The sequence below is a fragment of the Halanaerocella petrolearia genome, assembly GCF_054657875.1.
Genome location: NZ_BAAHXW010000001.1, coordinates 1,271,088 through 1,289,560 on the forward strand (window position 1 = coordinate 1,271,088; position 18,473 = coordinate 1,289,560).

Consider the following 18,473-nt stretch of genomic DNA (forward strand, 5'->3'; position numbering starts at 1 on the left):
AAAAATCACCTTATTACCTTATTTTAATTATAATATTATAAAGCTAAACTTAATATATTATGCCACTTCCAGTAACATATTCGTAAGCCGTGTGCTGTAAGCTATGAGCCAATTCAAAACCATTACATTCAAAATCTAATCCTTATTTTAAGATATATGTGCTGTTTTGTGTTTTTGACTTTGATTTAGCCCACGACTCACAACTCATAGCTCACAGCTTTATATCAATATTACTCTGCTGGGTCATACATTAATTCATAATACTCATCTAACATTCTCTTAGCAGAAAACTTCTCATAAGTATCTTCATGGCTTTCTTTCATCATCTCAACCCACTTATCTTGCTTATCATAATAAGTAGGAACTACTTCATCTAATAAGACATCATATAGATTCTGTAGGTCATATTCATCTAGCTTTTCAACTCGTTCCTCATGAGTTCCAGTAAAGTCGTTAGCAGTCTTAGGCTCAGTACCAATAGCCCATCCATTTTCACCATGACGACAGGCTTCTGGCCACCAACCATCAAGAATACTTACATTTAAAACTCCATTCATTGCAGCTTTCATACCAGAAGTTCCACTAGCTTCTTTAGGACGACGTGGGTTATTCAACCAGACATCACAACCACGAGTTAACATCTTACCAGTAGTCATATTATAATCTTCAATGAAGACAACACTATCTGGATACTTTTCGCTCATCTCTACTAAACGAGTAACAATCTCTTTTCCAGTATCATCTAATGGATGTGCCTTACCAGAGAAAATAATCTGAACCTTACCCTCTTTAAGATATTTATCAATTACCTCTGGCTTACTAAAGATTAAATTACTACGCTTATACGGAGCAGCTCTACGAGCAAATCCAATTAGTAACTTATTATCATCTAATTCAGCACCTGTTTCCTCTTTAACATAATCAACCAATTCTCCTTTTACTTCTTGATGTGTCTGCCAAACTTCATTTTCAGACCCATCTGCAAAAGCATCTACCATTCTATCATCTACCCAAGTACCATGGTGGACACCATTAGTAATTCCCTCAATCTGTGGTGAAGCCTTATCTACATGTTTCCACATTTCCCGAGCTGTCTCCTTATGTAGTTGTGCTACACCATTAGCATTACGGGCCAACTTCAGGCCAGCAACAGTCATGTTAAATGGAGCTCCACCTAACTGTACCATCTGTTCTGTTGTTAGATTCTGATAAGCACCCATGTACTGTAATCGATGGTGAGGATGTTCTTCATTACCTTGCTTAATTGGTGTATGAGTAGTAAAGACAATCTCTTCTTGAGTGTCTTCTAAAGCTTCTTCAAAGGCCATCTCTTTCTCTTCCATCTTCTCTCCAATTAATTCTGTTCCAGCAAAGACGGCATGTCCTTCATTGAAGTGGTAAACATCTGTTTCAATGCCTAATTCCTCTAGAGCTCGCACCCCACCAATTCCTAACACCATCTCTTGAGCAATTCTCTCTTCGCCAAACCATCCATATAACTGGCCTGTAATCCATCTATCAGCACCATTATTCTCAGGTACATCAGTATCAAGTAGATATAGATCAACACTACCAAAGTCACTTACTTTCCATACCTTACAGTAAACATCACGCTGTCTAATCTCAACCTTAACCTTGACTCCTGTATCTTCTAGAAAGTCATACTCATAAATTGGATAAGAATTATATGGTCTGCCATCTTCACCAATCTGCTGCTTGTGATAACCTTGTTTCCAGAGGATACCAACACCAACTATTGGATGATCTTGATCCTTAGCCGTCTTTAAATGATCGCCAGCTAAAATACCTAATCCACCAGAATAAATATTAAAATCTGTCTCTAGTCCATACTCCATGCAGAAATAACTTACTTTTGATTTCTTATCAGCCATTCTACCCCTCCTTTAGTTTGTTCAAACGATTGCACAGTTGAAAAAAAATATTATCTACTCTTTATCATGAGCAAAACACCTTAAAAATATTTCACTTATTAGCATTTTCATTATATATATTATCATATTTTTAGAAAAATTAAAGGGACAATATTAATTATTATACAATTTAATCCAATTAAAAATGAAGGTTAAGGAGATCTCCTTAACCTTCATTTTTTCTAATTACCATAATTCTCTTCTAAATAATCAACTATCTCACTTGAATCATGCACTACTGTACCATCACTATCTTGAATAACTGGTACTTTAATCTGACCAGATAGCTCTTTGATAGTTGTTCTCTTATCTTTATCCTTAGGAACCTCTACCTTTTCATAATCTAGATTTAACCCATCTAACTTACGCCTTACCTTAGCACAAAATGGGCAAGTTTCAAATTGATATAATTTAATCATTTTATCCCCTCCATATTATATTTAAACTCTTGCTATATGACAAACTATCAATCGAATCAAAACAATGATAGTTATTATTATTTTTTACTTTAATATCTATTATTCCTGCCTATAGGTCAAATTTTTGCATTTAAACATCTATGATGATATATATTCTATAAATTATCATTTATTATTAATTCTTTTTAAGTAAAAAAATAATATTAAATTTAATGATATTAATGTTAATACTATTATCCAGAGTGGACTGATCTTTATAATAAATTTTAAAACTTTATTTATCCCTTGTAATAAAAAATCAATTCCTATACTACTGCCTAAAATTAAGCTACCTATCCAAATAATAATCAAATTAGAGAATAACTGTATCTTATATTTCTTACTTAAAACTAATAATAATCCATAAAAAAGAAAAATTCCTATACAAGCTATAAAGATCATAAACCTAATATAATCTAGCCCCATATTACTCCTCCTCAACCTTTTAAATAATTAACCTAAGTCAAATAATTTAAATTTGCTTAATAAACCTTTATTTTCTTTATAATACTGGGGTTGAATAATATTTATTTTCTGATTATTAATTACTAACTGGGCGTTTTTAATAAAATATTTTTTAGCTTGATCTCCTACTAATTTTTCTAAATAAACTAAAGAGTCCTCTAAGCAGACTCCTCTTTTTTTCACAGAATGAAGATCAGATCCAATTAATTGTACCATATTATGATTTACTAAAATTTCAGCTGTCTTCTTAACTTGAAGTCCAAACATCCCTAGTAAACTTCCAGCATTTAACTGAGCTAAAACTCCTTTATTGAGCCATTTATATAGCAGATTAGGATTCTTTCTAATCTCTTTATAACGTTCTGGATGAGCAATAATAGGAGTATAACCTAATGCTTGTAAATCATAAAAAACACTATCAGTATAATCAGGAACTTTAAACATAGGTAGTTCTAATAGAATATACCGACTATTATTAAGCCCCTTTATTCTTTCTTGTTGCACATATTTAGCTAAATCAGAAGTAATATAGACCTCATTTCCTGGCAATATATCTAGATTTATTTCTTGTTTTTCTAAAAAATCTTGTAAACAATTAATTTTTCTCTTGATCTCTTGAAAGGACAAATTATCTTTATTAGGCACATAATGTGGTGTAGCTATTATCTTTTTGACTCCTTGCCTAACTGATTTCTTAGCTATCTTTAATACTTCTGCTTTATTCTTTAATCCATCATCAACACCAGGTAAAATATGAGTATGTACATCAATCATCTAACCACCTACTTTAAACTTTTTCGTCAATACCATAATATTTATAATTATAACTTGATCCCTTATCAACAGGATCTTTATTTAATATAGTTCCAATAATATTGGCATTAGCTTTTTCTAATTTTTCTTTACTTTCTACTAACATTTCTCTTTCAGTTTCATAAGAAGCAACAACTAATAAAATACCATCAATCCTTCTAGCTACAATAGTAGCATCAGTCACAGCAATTACAGGAGGTGTATCTACTATTACAAAATCAGCTTTCTCTTCGGCTGCATTAATTACTTCTTCCATTTTATAAGAACTTAATAATTCAGCTGGATTAGGCGGAACAAAACCAGTACTAATTAAACTTAATCCATCAATCTGAGTCTCTTGTAATCCTTCTATAAAAGAGAGTTCACCTGTTAAAATATTACTTAAACCCTCATAGTTAGGCAACCCATAAAACTTATGCTGACTTGGTTTTCTTAAATCAGCATCAATGATAATTACTTTTTGGTTATTATGAGCAATAGAAATAGCTAAATTAGCTACTGTTAATGATTTACCTTCACTAGGAACACTACTAGTAATAGCTATCTTGTTTAGTGGTTCATCAGGGCTTAAATAACTAATATTAGTTCGTAACTCACGATAAGACTCAGAAGCAGGTAACTTAGGATTATACTCTACTATTAATTTTTCCTTTTCTTCTCCTACATTAATTCTAGTCATTAATTATCCCCTCTTCTATATTCTTGATCAATAGTTTTTATATCTGGAATTACTCCTAACACAGGTAAATCAGTAAGTTGTTCTACTTCTTCTTTATTCTTAATAGTTGTATCTAAATATTCTACTATAAATATTATACCTAACCCAATAAAAACTGATAATATAGTAGCAAGTGCTACATTTAATTTGACCTTTGGCTTAATAGGATCTTCTTTTATCACAGCAGGATCAATTACTACAATATTAGAAGTTTTCATTGCTTTTTGAATCTCAATTTCTTCCTTTCTTTCTCTTAACATAGTATAGACACTTTCTGTTACCATTTTTTCACGTTTTAAACGAGACAACTTAAGTTCTTTCTCTGGTAAAGCAGTCAACTTGCTCTTAACTTGATCTATCTGCTGTTGATATGTATTTAATTGAGTGGTTACAGATATTATTCTAGTATGCAAAGTAACTAATTTTTGCTTTAATTCATTATACATAGGATTTATTGTTTTAGTTTTAGAACTGACTACTTCTTTTACTACTTCTTGTAATCTATTCTTAAGTTGTTTTATTTTGGTTTTAATTTGATTTATTTTAGGATGACTATTTCTATATGACTCTTTAAGACCAGCTAACTTTACTTCTAAATCAGCCAATTGAGAACGATATTGCTTAACTAAAGGATTACTAGTAATCGTTCTAGTAGAAACTATCTCTTTATCTTGACTAGCTAATTGCTTTTTTACTTCCTTTAAGCTAGCTTTACTTTGCTTTAATTCTACTGAGGCTTTAGCTTGAGCAGATTGTAATTTAGTCAACTCATCTAAAATCATCTCCCCCTGTTTTTGAGGAAGGACTACATTTTTATTCTCTTTATACTGTAGTAGTTTATCTTCTATATTTTTCAATCTATTTTCTACTTGTTTTAATTGGCTAGATATAAATTTATTAGCTCCACTTAATTCTACCTGGTTTATCTTTTGATTTTCTATTTTAAATTTTTCGAGCACTGTGTTAGCAATCTTTTTAGCCACTACAGGATCAGAATAATTAACAGTGATAGTAATTAAGTTATCTTCTGTCTCCCTATTTACATTAATTTTATTTCTTAGTGTCTTAAGCTCTATTGATTCTTCAGTATCTTGATTCTTTAAATTAAGATCATTAATTACTTTCTGTAAAATACGACGGCTTTTTAAAATTCGAGAGTAAGTTGCTACTTTATTAGTTTGACTATTCAAACCTGCAATTGACAACTCGCTACTAAATAAACTACTCATCTCCTGATCCTTTTTAACCATTACTAAAGCAGACGTCTGATAAATTTTAGTTAATTGAGAGGTAATAAATAAACTACCTAGTATAGCTATCATTACTAAAATAATCAAAAGCCATTTATAACGCAAAATAATTTTAAAATATTCTTTTAAATCAATTTCTATAAATTCTTCTTCTAAGTTCTCCATCTCTCTCCTCCTTACCAGCTAAGTTATAATAGATCTTTAATCTCATTTAAACCTCCTACAAAGAAGAATACATTTTTCCAAAAAGATAACTTCTTAAAGTTATATTTGCTCTCTAAAATATATATCGTATCTCCATCCTTTAATACAGGATTCTGTTCTTGATTGTTAAATAATCTTTCTAAATCTAAGATTTTCTTCTTTCCCTGTGACATATATTTAATCTTATTAGACGCTTTAGTAGTTACATCTCCGGCTTGAGCTAATACATCCCTTAATCTAGTTCCTTGTTCCACCTTATAACTTCCAGGTTGTCTAACTTCTCCTACTACACTAACCTTGACCAAATCTTCAGATATATATAGCGTATCTCCTGCTTGTAATTTATAATTTTCTTCTTGACTTTCTCCTGCCAAAAGAGACTTTAAATTAATAGATAATGACTTGTCTCCTCGAGTTAATTGAATATTATTTAAATTAGCTGTTTTAGTAGTCCCACCTGCCACTGAAATCAAATCTAGCACTCTCTTATCGGAAGTCAATTGATAAGCTCCTGGTTTATTTACTTCACCTAAAACCATAACTTTAACAACTTCATACTTTTTTAATACTATATTCACTTTAGACTGCTTAGTTTTTATGTATTTTTGTAATTTATGTGTAAGCCTTTCAGTTAATCTGTCAATAGTTAACCCCTTAGCTTTAGTCTGGCCTACTAAAGGAAAACTAATTTGACCATCTGGGCCAACTGTTACTTCTTGTTGTAAATCCTGATGTCCCCAAACAGAAATATAAAGTTGATCTCCAATAGCTAACTTATAATTGGCTTCTGCTGCTACTGGAAAAATTATAAAAAAAGTCAGTATTAAAATAATACTCGATACTAAATAGTTGATCTGATTCTTTTCCATCATGCACCACCTTCATTTAAATATATTATTTCATTTACAATTTTATAATAAAATTACAATTTATTCAAGTTAATAGAATAGTTATTTTTCCTATCAAAAAAATAAAAAATCCTCTTGGCAGGCTGCCAAGAGGATTAATAATAAAGTTAAGATTAAATAAATAAGCTCATATTAGATTGGTTAGCAGAGTTTAAGAAAGTAGCTACACCACCGACTTCCACTCCATCAATTAATTCTTCTTTTTGGATGCCCATAACATCCATAGACATCTGGCAAGCAACCAACCTAACACCATTGTCTTGCGCTTGTTTCATTAACTCCTCTAAAGAGTCAACTCCCTTATTTTCCATTACCTTCCGAATCATCTTAGATCCCATACCAAACATATTCATATTTGATAATGGTAACTCTTTACTGCCTTGTGGCATCATCTTACCAAACATCTGATCCATTAGTCCTTTTTCTACATCGACATCTCGATTCTTCCGTAGGACATTTAGCCCCCAGAAAGTAAAGAACAGAGTTACATCTTTACCCATTGATGCAGCACCATTGGCAATGATAAAGGATGCTATTGCCTTATCTAAATTACCTTCAAAGACAACCATTGTGGCACCATTTTTAGCTGGAGCTGTCTGATTTGTATTAGCAAGTGGCTGACCAGCTTGACCTTTCTGAATTACAGCTGTAAATTTACTTCCTTGATCACCTGTATCTAGTAATGTATTACCAGTACTCTGACACCATGCTTTAATATCAGATGTAAAACCAGGATCAGTTGCTACTACCTCTAAAACATCACCGTCTTCAAGTTCATTTATCTTCTGTGAAACCTGCATAATTGGCCCTGGACACTGCAAACCACAGGCATCAAGCTTTACTCTTTCTCCTTCAGCCTTAGTTGCCATATTAATCTCCTCCTCTACTTCATGGCCTTCTTCTGGATTAGAAACACTAGCTAATTTATCTCTTTCAGGTGTTGTTGAATTATCTACTGTATGATTTTTATCTTTCTGAACTGCATCATATAACTTGTATCCACCAGCTAAGTTCCTAACCTCTTTAAATCCATTCTGCATTAAGATTCTAGCTCCAATATAACCTCGTAGACCAACTGCACAATAGACAACAATCTCTTTATCCTGATCTAATTCATCTAATCTATCTCGTAAGCTATTTAATGGGATATTAACTGCTCCCTCTATCTTACCTAACTGAACTTCTACTTCTTCTCTGACATCTAACAGAATAGTATCATCATCTAAAGCATCAATTTCATGCCACTGAATAACATCCATTTGATCATTTAAAATATTACCAGCAGTAAAACCAGCCATATTAACTGGATCTTTGGCTGAACCAAATGGTGGAGCATAAGCTAAATCAATATCTTGTAGATCAAAGACTGTCTTCTCAAATCTAATTGCTGTTGCTAAGACATCAATTCGCTTATCTACACCATCATAACCTATAGCTTGAGCACCTAATAATCTTCCTTCTTCTGGCATAAAGATAATCTTTAATGTCATTGGTACCGCACCAGGATAATAACCTGCATGATTCTTCTTATTGATATAAGATACCTGATAATCAATTCCAGCCTCTTGTAGTTGTTTTTCGTTATTACCTGTAGCACCTACTTCTAAATCAAAGACCTTAGCAATAGCAGTTCCCTGGCTACCTTTAAATTTCTCTTTCTTACCAGCTAAGTTATTAGCAACAATCCGACCTTGTTTATTAGCTGGACCAGCTAATGGAATATGGGCTGGCTGACCTGTTATAGCATCAGTAACTTCAATAGCATCACCAATAGCATAGATATTTTCATCAGAAGTCTGTAGATAATCATTGACCTTGATTGCTCCTGTCTTACCAATCTCTAAATCAGCCTCTTGGGCCAATTCAATATTAGGACTGACTCCAGCAGACATAATAACTAAATCTGTTGTTAGTTTACTACCATCTTGTAACTCAACTTCTTTTCTATCATCTTTATCAGCAAAACCAGCTACTCCATTTTCTAGATGAAGGTCGATTCCTTTCATACGTAAGTGATTATGAACTTGAGCAGCCATCTCTCGATCAATTGGCCCTAGCACCTGAGGAGCCATCTCTACAATAGAAACCTCTAAACCACGTTCATGTAAGTTCTCAGCCATTTCTACACCAATATACCCTGCTCCAACTACTACTGCATGCCTTGGATTCTCACTATCAACATATCCTTTAATCCGATCAGTATCAGGAATATTCCGTAATGTAAAGATATTGTCACCATCAATTCCTGGTACTGGTGGTCGAATAGGATCTGCACCTGGCGATAATACGACATAATCGTAGCTTTCACGATATGTCTTACCTATTTCTAAATCTTCAACCTCTAATTCTTGACTATCACGATCAATCTCAACTACTTCATTATTAACACGAACATCAATATTAAACCTTTCTTCCATTGCTTCAGGAGTCTGAACCAGTAATTTCTCTCGTTCCTCAATCACCTCTCCAATGTGATATGGCAGACCACAATTAGCAAAAGAAATATGCTCTCCCTTTTCAAAAATGACTATTTCAGATTCTTCATCCATCCGACGTAATCTAGCTGCAGTACTAGCTCCACCAGCTACACCACCGATAATTAAAATTCTATTACTCATTAAAATACCTCCTTGATTATTGAGTTTAAGTTTGAATAGTTTATAATATTTATATATCAAAATTTTAGAATATTTAAGGCTAAGATCGAGGTTGAGATTAAGAAAAATTATGATAAATTTCTAACATTAGTTCTTTCAGTTTCCTTAACCTTAACCTTGATCTCAATCTAATAATGATTTTAAAATAAAGTACTAACAATCTGTTTCGCATCTTCATTAATCACATAATAATTTACCTCCACACCATTCCGTTGGCCCTCTAAAATATTTAAGTTTCTTAACTTAGCTAAGTGCTGGGATAAAGTAGACTGAGGAATTTCAATACATTGTTGCATCTTGGACACATTACAACCCTCTTCTTCCATTAGACCTTTTACAATACATAACCTAACAGGATGCGAAAGTGCTTTTAGAATCTCTGCTTTATCTTTTAACTCTTTCATCTCTTTTGTGATATCTTCCACTTGATTACCCTCCATTATCATTGTATTTATATATTACGATATTATTGGGCAAATGTCAAGCATAAGTATTAGTATTATTCCGGCTTACTGAAAAATTATTGATATAAAGTGGCACTTTCGTGCCACAGCTATCTATCGTCTGCTGTGTGTAGATGGTCTTTACTCACTAAGAGTTTATATGAGTCCTACAGACTCTCCGTGAAAATCTGCTGATAGCACATAGCATACTACTCATGACTCATAACTAATAACCTGTAACTAAAAATACGAATATAATTTCATTTAAAAGAACAAGCTAATAACAAATAGCTATAAAGAGGGGATTAAAATGAAAAAGAAGGTAGTCTTTATATTAGTTTTAGCTCTAATTGGTACCAGTACATTTATCTACTATAAACAATCTAATGATAAAATAGAAACTAATAATACAATAGAAGAGGCTGAAGCTTATGCCCCAGACTTCTGGAGCTTATCTCCTAAAGTAAGGTTAATGATTCGAACTGTATCTGCTGAGGCTAGAGGTGAACCCTTTCTAGGCCAAGTAGCAGTTGGTGCTGTAATTATGAATCGTGTTCATAATCCTAAATTTCCTAACACCATACCAGGAGTTATCTATCAGCCTTGGGCCTTTACTGCTGTAGCCTATGGTCATGTCTGGACTCATACCCCTAATCCAAAAACCATCCGTGCAACTCTAGCTGCTATTCGTGGTTGGGATCCTACTTATGGCTGTAACTACTACTATAATCCCGCTGGAGTAACTAGTCATTGGATCTATTCTAGACGAGTAGTCCGTAGAATTGGTAAACATATCTTTGCTAACTAAAAAAAGGGCCAACCCTAGGGTAGGGTTGGCCTCTTTTTTTATAATTCATATTTATTATAAATTTGTCTAGCAAAACTATCAACAGTATTGGTTAAAGCTTCATCCATCAACTCATTATCAGAAGGAACAACAACTGAATCTCCTTCATAATAAGAATCTTCATACTTTACCTTCTTCTTAACTCGTTTACTTAACACTACTGATCCATCAGATACTTTCAATAGCTTAAAGAAGATCTGAGTATAGGCTACCTTCTGTACAGTGTATCTTCTCTTCTCCTCATCTGAATAATAAACATCTACCCATTCACTATCTTTATTTTCTGATACATCACCACTAATCACTTCACCTACTACTAAATAGTCAACTCCCATAATATTTCCAATATCCTTAGCTGTTGAAGAATCAATTAGACCACTAGCTCCTAACTTCTGTTCTTCTAACACTTCATTTAACTGCTCTCGCTCAATAACTTCAATAAATTTCGGATTCTTATCTAGTAATTGTGCTGTAAATAAACTAGTAGCTCGTTGACCTAGATTACCATAGCCATAAGAACTGTCTTCAAACTCTACAACTGCTATTCTTTTTAACTTTAGCTCTCGTAAGTGGCGATAAGCCTGATTATACTTTTGTTGAGTATCTAAATAACTTCCATATCTTTTGACTTTCTCAAACTCATGATAAGCTAACTCCCAATTTCCTTCTTCTAGGTATTGATTACCTAATTGATAATGTTTCTTTTGATACTTACTTCTAGCTTTATGAAGTAGACGTTCTACTTCTATAGTATCTTTGACGTCCTGTGCTTGACTTAAATTATTAATGGCCTCATCATAATCTTCTTGCTCTAAGTACATTTTACCACGTTTTAAATGCCCTTGATACTCTTCTTCTTTATGTTTACGAACTAAATTAACAATTCCCATGATTCCCAAAACTATTATACCACCAATACCTACCTTCTTAAGTGTCTCATTATCAGAACCAAAGTCAAACTTAGCTCCAGCCTGTGCTTGAGCATAATCAGCTCCTATAAAAGTAACAGATATAAATACTAATAATACTACTGCAATAAATTGATTATAATCTCTTAACATGATCTTATTCCTCCTCTTTTATTCTTTCCAAATTACTTCTAAATAGTTAATTCCTGGTTTAGTTAAAATGCTTCTAATTTCACCCTCATCAGCTTGTAACTTCATTCTACCATTAATCAGATATAAGATTAATTCTTCTTTAGATTCTATAGTATCATAATCAGTTAATCTAGCTTGTGATTTAAATTTAGCTTTTAATCCACTACCATTAGGATTGATCTGATATAACTTAGATTGATTAGCACTAAAACTGGTAAATAAGAGTTGATTACCACCTTGCGTCCAGCTAGGAGAACTATCAGTTCCTAGGTTTGTATTTAAAACTAATTTTTGATCACCATTTTGTTTCATTATATGTAACTTTCTCTCTCCTGTAGTTTCTGAAATATAAGCAATTTCACCTCTAGCAGCTGAATAAGCAGCTTGCCCATCATAATAACTATTATCTGTTAGTCGACGTAAATAACTATCTGCTAGATCCATAACATATAGTTCATAATCACCATCTCTATTAGAAGTAAATAAAATATTATCTTGGCCAATCCAAATTGGACTCTCTTTATCACTAGTAGTATACGTCAGTTGCTTTAAATTAGAGCCATCAGATTTCATAGCATAAATATTTGTATTACCTTCTCGATTAGATAAGAATAATAACTCTTTTCTTCTAGCAGACCAATCAATTGCCCAATTATCTGCCTGATGATTAGTTAATTGAGTTATTTGATTACCATAAATATCAGTCAAATAAATATCCTTAGAACCACTATGATTACTAACAAAAAATAGTTTATTTTCTCTTCTATTCTCTAACTTAATTTTAAGTGACTTTGTTCCTTGGCTAAAACTAATTGGTTGGGCATAAGTTCTATAACCAGGGGCACTTACTTTGACCATTCTATTCTTCATTGCAGTATTACTGATAGCATGTATTTTTTTAACTTTAAAGTAGCCATTAGCATTTGTCTCTACTACTCTATTACCTACTTCAACCTTAATTCCAGCTAAAGATCTACCAGTAAATTGATCTATTACTCTTCCTGTTAAATTCATATACTTCCGATGTAGTTTAATGTCAACTGATTTATCACCTGGTTGTAGCCTAATAGGCTGTTGATAAGACTTGTAACCTGGACTAGTCACTTTTAACATTCTATCTTGTTTAGATAGATTATCAACTACAGGTAATTTCTTAATCATAAAGTAACCTTGAGCATTAGTTGTTACTGTCTTAGTCCCAGCATTAACCTCTACATTAGCTAGGGGCTGACTATTAACATTATCTATAACTCTACCTCTTAGATTCATATACTGCGGATCATTACACCCTACTATACTTATAGTTAACACCATTAGAATAATACTAAAGAATATTCGGTTTTTCACTTAGCTCCCTCCTTAATTTAAAACAATAATCAGCTTAGAATTTTTAAAGATATTATTGATCTTACCTATCTGTTTAACTTTTCTAGCATCAGCTTTAGAAAGTACTAAATCAGTCTTATATCTACCTTTAATCCCTAGGGCATTAATAATTAAGGGCTTATCTCCTACTCTAGGATTCACTTTAGCATCTGCTAAACTTCTAGTATAGCCTACAATACCATTCTTAACTACACTACTACGTCTTACTTTAGACCTACCATAGATCAACTGATCTTGGTTATTATATATCTTAGGTGCCATAGCAGCTTTTACATTCAAGTTAAGAGTATTAATAATAATACCAGTATAACTACTTCCTTGCTCTATATTCACTTGAGTATCATTAACTTGAGACTGGTTCATCGTCGCTTGAGATTGATTATTACCACCTTTTTGCTCTTCTAATTCAGGAAAAATAGCTTTTATAACTCCATTTTTTCCATAAAATTTAAGTTCCATAACTACCATATAGGCATTATCAGGTAACTTCTTTTCCTTAACAATATAAGCTCCTTGAATAGCTCCTTTAACACGCTTAATAATTGTATCAGATTGAATTTGATTATTCTCTACTGTCTGTTGGGCATCAATCTTTACTTTTTTAATCCGTTCTAAAAGATGCCTTTGGGCTATAGTAATGGCTGCTTCTCGAGCCATAATCTTAGCATGACCATCATTCTTGATATAACTAGGAGCTACACCATATCCTTTAGCCTTAATAACTGATTTCTGCCAATCAGTCTTAGAATCTTGGGGACTATTAAATAAGCTATCTTCAGCCTCTAGTGGCAGGTTTAAACTAACTAAAGATAGTAATACTACCAATGAATAGATTCCAATCTTTCTCTCCACTAACATCCCTCCTTAAGTTATTTAACTTTTAAGATCAACTTAGCATTAGACATATTCTGTATTTCAAATTTAAAGTTAACCTTTTCTTGTAACTCTAACGCAATATTTAAAACTTCAGTAGTTGGCTCTAAATCAAGATCAAAGGTAACTAAATTCGAGCTATACTCTCTAAAATAAGAGTTTTTAACTCCTGTAATAGTAGATAATTTATTTTTTAGTCGACTCAATTGTTGCAGTGAATCAACTCCTAAGACCTTTAATTGAATAGTCTGCTCTTGATTAATTAAGCTTTGACTAACTTTTTCAATCAACCTTTCTCCAGCACTATTAGCAGCTTCAGTTAATGCTTTCTGGGCCGCATCTTCTCGATTTACTCCTGCTCCTTTACCTTCACCTATTACTGTTGCTATTACCTGAGCAGTTTCTGTATTGATTGCCTTAGCATCAAATTGAGCCTGATAAGCTTTTAAATCACCTGCTATATCACCACTAACTACATCATCTAAGTCGACATGGTTGGCCTGAGCAGATCCAATAATCACTACATCAGCCTTCAACTCTGAACCTATCTTAGCTGCTAATTGATAGTTACCACCTAAAATTGTACGACGCTGATCTCGACTAGTTACTTTCTTAATCTGATAACGATCTATAACTTGATAACCTGATTCTATAAATTTACTCATCAATGCAGTCTCTGTCACTTGTGAAGATAAATTAATATAATAATTATCATCTTCTTGAGAAACTAAAATCATTAAACGTGGATTGCCATGGCGCTTAATATTTAACTTTAAAACCTCTAAATCATTAGTTAAATCTTCGCTACTTACTGTAGCTCTTAATTTGATTTTATAGCTATTTTCAGCTATGGATTTATCCAATATCTGATACTTCTTAACATAACCTTGACTACTCTTTAAAATCTCATCTTCAATTAACTGAGCATTAGCAGTCTTGGTCTGAGAACTAATGAAAGTACCTACCACCTGCTCTACAGCACGACGTAGACCATCATTAATAGCCTGTTCTCTAGCTTTGACTAAGTTATCATTACTAATATAAGCCATACCTGTTACAGAAACTTCTTTATCTGGCGCAGCAGTTGCTATCTGCGGGCCAACTATCAATCCTACAAGTAATAAACAAATGATACTTGCTACTTTATATTTCATTATTCTGCCTCCAATAACTCTTTTATTATAGTTTCTCCATAATAAATAAAATCCCTTGTTAGTTTTTACTAGATTACAATTATTTAGTTGATTATCATCTACTGATTATAATATGAAAAAACAGACTTAAATAACAAAAAAGACAGGAAACTTACTTCCTGCCTTAAGATCAAAACTCTATTTTAGTAGTAATTCCAACTTTTAAATCTTTAGTTTGATTGAATAAGCCAGTTACATCAGAGACTCCTAAATCTGTCTTCCAAGGGCCAAAATACAGTCCTAATCCTGCTGACCAATCAAGATCATCCTCTAAAGTAGAATAATTGACTCCAGTCCGTACAGGCAGGAAACTAAGCCACATCAACTCAGTAGCAATAGCTACCTTATGATCTGTATAATTTATATCCTCTGTAGTATAGTATTTAGTTAGCGAGTAATTAGCTAACAAGTTAACATTCTCACTATACTTCATCTTTCCACCGAAACGGTAAGTAGTAGGTAACTGCCAAGTTAATTTTTGATTTAGACTTCCTTCTTCAATTTCGTTAAGATCTTCTGTAGTACTGTCATATTGATACTTACTATATTCTGTACTCTCTTCAGTAGCAGTTAAGGAACCTATATTCATAATACTAAAACCGAAACTATATCTATCATTTAATCTACTATAGACTCCTAAATCAAAGGCTGAACCAGTAGCTAAACTCTGATTAGGATCATTATACTTAGCCATTAGATAAGCCTGTTTTGTAGTTGTCTCTTCTCCATCTGTACTATCTCCAACTGCTGTAACTTTGAATACAGAACCAGCCAGCTGATGATAAGTAAAACCTACATAAAGATTTTCCACATCCCAGTCTCGACTAACCTCTTTAGGCGCTTCAACTGAAAAATTAATTCTTCCATCAGCATATACCCCACCAGCTCCTGAAGTAGTATCTAAATTATAAGTATGACTAATTTGATTTCCTTTTAATAATAATTTAGCTACATTAGGTGATAAACTGACTAAGCCTTTAGTATTAACATCTAAACTACTAGCTACTGGTCCAATTATCAACTTACTACCTAATTTCCCAGTAGGACTGACTAAGAATCCATTATCTTTTATCTTATTCAATAATTTATCATTCTCTTTTGGCGTTATGTAGTCATTACTTAATAAGTTATTCCATAGACCAGCATCTACCCCTAACTCAAATGTAAAGATACTAGAATCAACATTAACTGCTCCAGGATTACTATATAAGGCATCTGTTCCAGTTACCGTTGCAAAATCAGAACCTAAACCTAAATTCTTAGCTGATGAACTAGCAAAAGTAGTAGCTGTCAAAGTCAAGAGCAGCAGAATTACTAAATTTAAATACTTCCAGCTTTCATTAAACATTAATCCTTCACCTCATTAATAATTAGAGTAACTAAAGCAGTATAAGATTTAATGTAGATTACCTTCTCTATGGACTACATCATAAGCAAATAAAGCATAACCAATATCAGCTACCTTCATCTTCTCCTCTTGAGCCATTCTTCTTACTATCTCAATAATCTTAATATAATCTTCAGGATTAAAACGTTCCTTTTCTTTAGCAAAATAGCCTAATCGATATAGAGTTGCCCAGACTCGAGTATCAATCACACAATGGTTTTTATCATCTAAGCTGGTCAGAATAGCTGATGCAGTAGGAGTTGCTACTCCTTTTAGACTATTAAGTAAGGCCAGCTGGCAGAACTCATCATCTAATTGGTAAGCCACTTTAGTTACCTTTTTTACACGTTGTTTAGGATTTTTCTTTACATGATAAGAACTACGAGTAGAATTAAGATGGGCCAACTGATAAAGCTCTTCTCTAGTTAAATAACCTTTATCATGATACTTGTTACCTATCTGTTGTAGTTTTTCTGGATATAGACCTGATGTCTTAGGATATTCCTCTAAATACTTATTAAAATCTATTAATTTCATTATTTACCTCCTATGTTGGTCAGTTTACAGTTAAAACCATAAAATCAACCCCTATAAACTATTGAGTTTAAGTAAACAACTAAAATTATTGCGGTTATGGGCTACTCGATCTCAACCTTAATCTTTGATTTTTATCTCAATAACACTTAATAAGTTAATTTTAAACACTAGAACTATCAATAATTATATCCCACTATAGCTAATTTGTCTATCTTAATCAAAAAATTAGAAAAGGACGAATAAACTTCGTCCCTTAATCAATTAATTCTTCAACCTCTATTCTCTGTAAACCAGTTAATTGGACTACTTTTTCTAACTTCATTCCTTCAGCTAACAGTTCTTTAGCTATTTCTTTCTTACCTTCTTTTCTTCCTTCTCTCCTACCTTCCCGTCTACCTTCTTCTCTACCTTCCTCTCTGCCTTCCTCTCTGCCCTTACGTTCAGCAGTTTTAATAATTGATTCTTCATCTCTAAGTTGTTTTAATTTAGCTTCATAAAGCTCTCTCTCTTCTTCATTTAGATACATAGTATCTAAGACCTTAATTGCTCGCTCTACACTCTTATCTTGACTGAGCTCTTGAGGTATATTCTCTTTACTATAAAGATGGGCCTTCTTTAGAAATTCTACCCATCTATCCAAAACTGTCTGTAAATTAGATAAATCTTTATTATATTTTTCTAATTCAATAAAATGAATCTCTAGTAGATCATTTAATTGCTCTTTAGTATCCTTATTATAAATTTTAAAGACATTATGATAACTATCTTCTTCTAAGCAATTAAAATTAAGGACATTAATAACAACTGTCCGTTCTAACTCACTATAGGATTTACCCTCTTCTAGTTGATCAGTATAGACTTTACCCCAATAATAAAGAGCACGCTTAGCATAGAAATCTTGGTCAGCAATCTGCATTTCAATATTATACCACTGACCTTGTTCATCAACTGCTTTAACATCAAGAATTGATAGTTTATCCTCTCTAAATCTTTTAGAATTATAAGGATTCTTCAAAGTTATATCTTCTACTTTATCCTCTGGATCTAAAACAGCATTAATAAAAGAAATTAGAATATCTTTATTCTCTTCACTACCAAAAAGTTTCTTAAAAGCAAAGTCTACTCGTGGATTTAATCGACACATATTTAGTCCCCCTCTATTGGTCAGTGTACAGTTTACAATTAAAAACGTAAAATCAACCTCTATAAACTATTGAGTTTAAGTAAACAACTAAAATTATTGCGGTTATGGGCTGCTCAATCTCAACCTTAATCTTTATTTTCTATCTCAATAACACCTAAT

General features: G+C 32.6%; 16 protein-coding genes. 1 reads left to right on the forward strand and 15 read right to left on the reverse strand.

The features are described 5' to 3' along the window. Positions 1-230: 230 nt before the first annotated feature. The 8 genes from glgP to ACYQ39_RS06540 all read right to left on the reverse strand — a co-directional run bounded on the left by glgP (position 231) and on the right by ACYQ39_RS06540 (position 9,829). Positions 231-1,892, reverse strand: coding sequence for an alpha-glucan family phosphorylase (gene glgP, locus ACYQ39_RS06505; protein ID WP_459841309.1), 1,662 nt, complete (start codon positions 1,890-1,892; stop codon positions 231-233). A 221-nt stretch (positions 1,893-2,113) separates the two neighbouring features. Beyond that, positions 2,114-2,350 carry a glutathione S-transferase N-terminal domain-containing protein gene (locus ACYQ39_RS06510; RefSeq protein WP_459841310.1) on the reverse strand — a complete coding sequence of 79 codons (237 nt, stop codon included), beginning with the start codon at positions 2,348-2,350 and terminating at the stop codon, positions 2,114-2,116. 492 nt (positions 2,351-2,842) lie between these two features. Beyond that, positions 2,843-3,628 (reverse strand): tyrosine-protein phosphatase, encoded by a 786-nt coding sequence (locus ACYQ39_RS06515; protein ID WP_459841312.1) that lies wholly within the window; start codon positions 3,626-3,628, stop codon positions 2,843-2,845. Positions 3,629-3,641: 13 nt separating this feature from the next. Then, entirely contained in the window at positions 3,642-4,346 is a 705-nt protein-coding gene (locus tag ACYQ39_RS06520; RefSeq protein ID WP_459841314.1) for a CpsD/CapB family tyrosine-protein kinase, read from the reverse strand. After that, positions 4,346-5,800, reverse strand: coding sequence for a GumC family protein (locus tag ACYQ39_RS06525; RefSeq protein WP_459841316.1), 1,455 nt, complete (start codon positions 5,798-5,800; stop codon positions 4,346-4,348). Before ACYQ39_RS06525 ends, ACYQ39_RS06520 begins: the two co-directional genes overlap by 1 nt. Positions 5,801-5,823: 23 nt before the next feature. Further along, positions 5,824-6,708 carry an SLBB domain-containing protein gene (locus tag ACYQ39_RS06530; RefSeq protein ID WP_459841318.1) on the reverse strand — a complete coding sequence of 295 codons (885 nt, stop codon included), beginning with the start codon at positions 6,706-6,708 and terminating at the stop codon, positions 5,824-5,826. Positions 6,709-6,860: 152 nt separating this feature from the next. Beyond that, positions 6,861-9,365, reverse strand: coding sequence for a CoA-disulfide reductase (locus ACYQ39_RS06535; RefSeq protein ID WP_459841319.1), 2,505 nt, complete (start codon positions 9,363-9,365; stop codon positions 6,861-6,863). A 179-nt stretch (positions 9,366-9,544) separates the two neighbouring features. Then, positions 9,545-9,829: an ArsR/SmtB family transcription factor gene (locus tag ACYQ39_RS06540; RefSeq protein WP_459841321.1), complete on the reverse strand. Its 285-nt coding sequence runs from the start codon at positions 9,827-9,829 to the stop codon at positions 9,545-9,547. 328 nt (positions 9,830-10,157) lie between these two features. On the opposite strand from ACYQ39_RS06540, the gene ACYQ39_RS06545 reads away from it, so the two are divergent. Next, on the forward strand, positions 10,158-10,655 hold the full coding sequence (locus ACYQ39_RS06545; RefSeq protein WP_459841323.1) for a cell wall hydrolase: 498 nt from the start codon (positions 10,158-10,160) through the stop codon (positions 10,653-10,655). 38 nt (positions 10,656-10,693) lie between these two features. Here ACYQ39_RS06545 and ACYQ39_RS06550 read toward each other — a convergent pair whose 3' ends face one another. The 7 genes from ACYQ39_RS06550 to ACYQ39_RS06580 form a co-directional block, all read right to left on the reverse strand. Continuing rightward, entirely contained in the window at positions 10,694-11,755 is a 1,062-nt protein-coding gene (locus ACYQ39_RS06550) for a CsgG/HfaB family protein (protein ID WP_459841325.1), read from the reverse strand. An 18-nt stretch (positions 11,756-11,773) separates the two neighbouring features. Then, positions 11,774-13,141, reverse strand: a complete 1,368-nt coding sequence (locus tag ACYQ39_RS06555) for a carboxypeptidase regulatory-like domain-containing protein (RefSeq protein WP_459841326.1) — start codon at positions 13,139-13,141, stop codon at positions 11,774-11,776. Between the two features lie 12 nt (positions 13,142-13,153). Then, positions 13,154-14,032, reverse strand: coding sequence for an LPP20 family lipoprotein (locus ACYQ39_RS06560; RefSeq protein ID WP_459841328.1), 879 nt, complete (start codon positions 14,030-14,032; stop codon positions 13,154-13,156). Between the two features lie 17 nt (positions 14,033-14,049). After that, complete coding sequence (locus ACYQ39_RS06565) at positions 14,050-15,207, reverse strand: hypothetical protein (RefSeq protein ID WP_459841330.1); 1,158 nt, start codon at positions 15,205-15,207, stop codon at positions 14,050-14,052. Between the two features lie 169 nt (positions 15,208-15,376). Continuing rightward, complete coding sequence (locus tag ACYQ39_RS06570) at positions 15,377-16,594, reverse strand: PorV/PorQ family protein (RefSeq protein WP_459841331.1); 1,218 nt, start codon at positions 16,592-16,594, stop codon at positions 15,377-15,379. A 48-nt stretch (positions 16,595-16,642) separates the two neighbouring features. Continuing rightward, entirely contained in the window at positions 16,643-17,170 is a 528-nt protein-coding gene (locus ACYQ39_RS06575; protein WP_459841333.1) for a hypothetical protein, read from the reverse strand. 253 nt (positions 17,171-17,423) lie between these two features. Beyond that, complete coding sequence (locus ACYQ39_RS06580; protein WP_459841334.1) at positions 17,424-18,314, reverse strand: Rpn family recombination-promoting nuclease/putative transposase; 891 nt, start codon at positions 18,312-18,314, stop codon at positions 17,424-17,426. Positions 18,315-18,473 lie beyond the last annotated feature (159 nt).

Coding starts and splice junctions, on each gene's coding strand:
- ACYQ39_RS06535 (WP_459841319.1), bottom strand. CDS start 9,365: ATGAGTAATAGAATTTTAATTATCGGTGGTGTAGCTGGTGGAGCTAGT.
- ACYQ39_RS06550 (WP_459841325.1), bottom strand. CDS start 11,755: ATGTTAAGAGATTATAATCAATTTATTGCAGTAGTATTATTAGTATTT.
- ACYQ39_RS06580 (WP_459841334.1), bottom strand. CDS start 18,314: ATGTGTCGATTAAATCCACGAGTAGACTTTGCTTTTAAGAAACTTTTT.
- ACYQ39_RS06510 (WP_459841310.1), bottom strand. CDS start 2,350: ATGATTAAATTATATCAATTTGAAACTTGCCCATTTTGTGCTAAGGTA.
- ACYQ39_RS06525 (WP_459841316.1), bottom strand. CDS start 5,800: ATGGAGAACTTAGAAGAAGAATTTATAGAAATTGATTTAAAAGAATAT.
- ACYQ39_RS06520 (WP_459841314.1), bottom strand. CDS start 4,346: ATGACTAGAATTAATGTAGGAGAAGAAAAGGAAAAATTAATAGTAGAG.
- ACYQ39_RS06565 (WP_459841330.1), bottom strand. CDS start 15,207: ATGAAATATAAAGTAGCAAGTATCATTTGTTTATTACTTGTAGGATTG.
- ACYQ39_RS06530 (WP_459841318.1), bottom strand. CDS start 6,708: ATGGAAAAGAATCAGATCAACTATTTAGTATCGAGTATTATTTTAATA.
- ACYQ39_RS06515 (WP_459841312.1), bottom strand. CDS start 3,628: ATGATTGATGTACATACTCATATTTTACCTGGTGTTGATGATGGATTA.
- ACYQ39_RS06570 (WP_459841331.1), bottom strand. CDS start 16,594: ATGTTTAATGAAAGCTGGAAGTATTTAAATTTAGTAATTCTGCTGCTC.
- ACYQ39_RS06575 (WP_459841333.1), bottom strand. CDS start 17,170: ATGAAATTAATAGATTTTAATAAGTATTTAGAGGAATATCCTAAGACA.
- ACYQ39_RS06545 (WP_459841323.1), top strand. CDS start 10,158: ATGAAAAAGAAGGTAGTCTTTATATTAGTTTTAGCTCTAATTGGTACC.
- glgP (WP_459841309.1), bottom strand. CDS start 1,892: ATGGCTGATAAGAAATCAAAAGTAAGTTATTTCTGCATGGAGTATGGA.